2 protein-coding genes are annotated in these 684 nt (G+C 48.5%); both read right to left on the reverse strand.

Annotated features, from left to right (window positions below; genetic code table 11):
* A partial coding sequence (locus R7Q48_RS27685) for an N-acetyltransferase (RefSeq protein WP_318133484.1) occupies positions 1-480 on the reverse strand: 480 nt, incomplete at its 3' end.
* A partial coding sequence (locus R7Q48_RS27690; protein ID WP_318133485.1) for an SCP2 domain-containing protein occupies positions 464-684 on the reverse strand: 221 nt, incomplete at its 5' end. The genes R7Q48_RS27685 and R7Q48_RS27690, both read right to left, overlap by 17 nt.

Genomic DNA, 684 nt, shown 5'->3' on the forward strand with positions numbered 1-684 from the left:
GTAATCAATGCGTCCAGAACGCCCTGCACATTGGCCCTCGACGAGTTCAGCTACTCGAAACGCACCTTCAGGCACTTCCCAAGCGCATTCAAAGCCCATCTCTTCACCAGCATTGAAACCTTGTCGTGCATAGTAGTTAGGTTCACCCAACACGACACAGACTGGATAACCGAAATCACGCAGAGATTCGAAACCTTCTTTAATGAGTTCAGCACCAATGCCTTGACGGCGATAGTTCTCATGAACAGCCAATGGTGCAAGCCCTTGCCACGACAAATCTTCACCATTTAATGTAACTGGGCTAAATAAAGCATGGCCAATTACCTCACCTTCATCCGTACACGCCACCAGCGACAAGGTCAGCTTGCCGTTTTCACGTAAACGCATCACCAAGTTGGCTTCTGCATCGGTTGGAAACGCATGTTTCAATAGGCGGTCAATGGTCAGAATGTCCGCAGGGGCTTCAGTTCGAATAAGCATTCGCTACTCCGGGTTGTTGTGCAGGCTCTTGAACCCCTTTTTGGACAAAGTCAGCCAGTTGGTTCAGCGCTACTTGCATTGCTTTTGGTAACTGCTCTAAGTCGACACTGTCCATCAAGTTTTTCACTTCTAAGCCAAGCTCAGTGTCACCTTCAATTGAGAGGCGACGTTGGAAGAACAGTGTATCAGGGTCTTCTTTACGAC

This window comes from Vibrio sp. 378 (genome assembly GCF_033339435.1).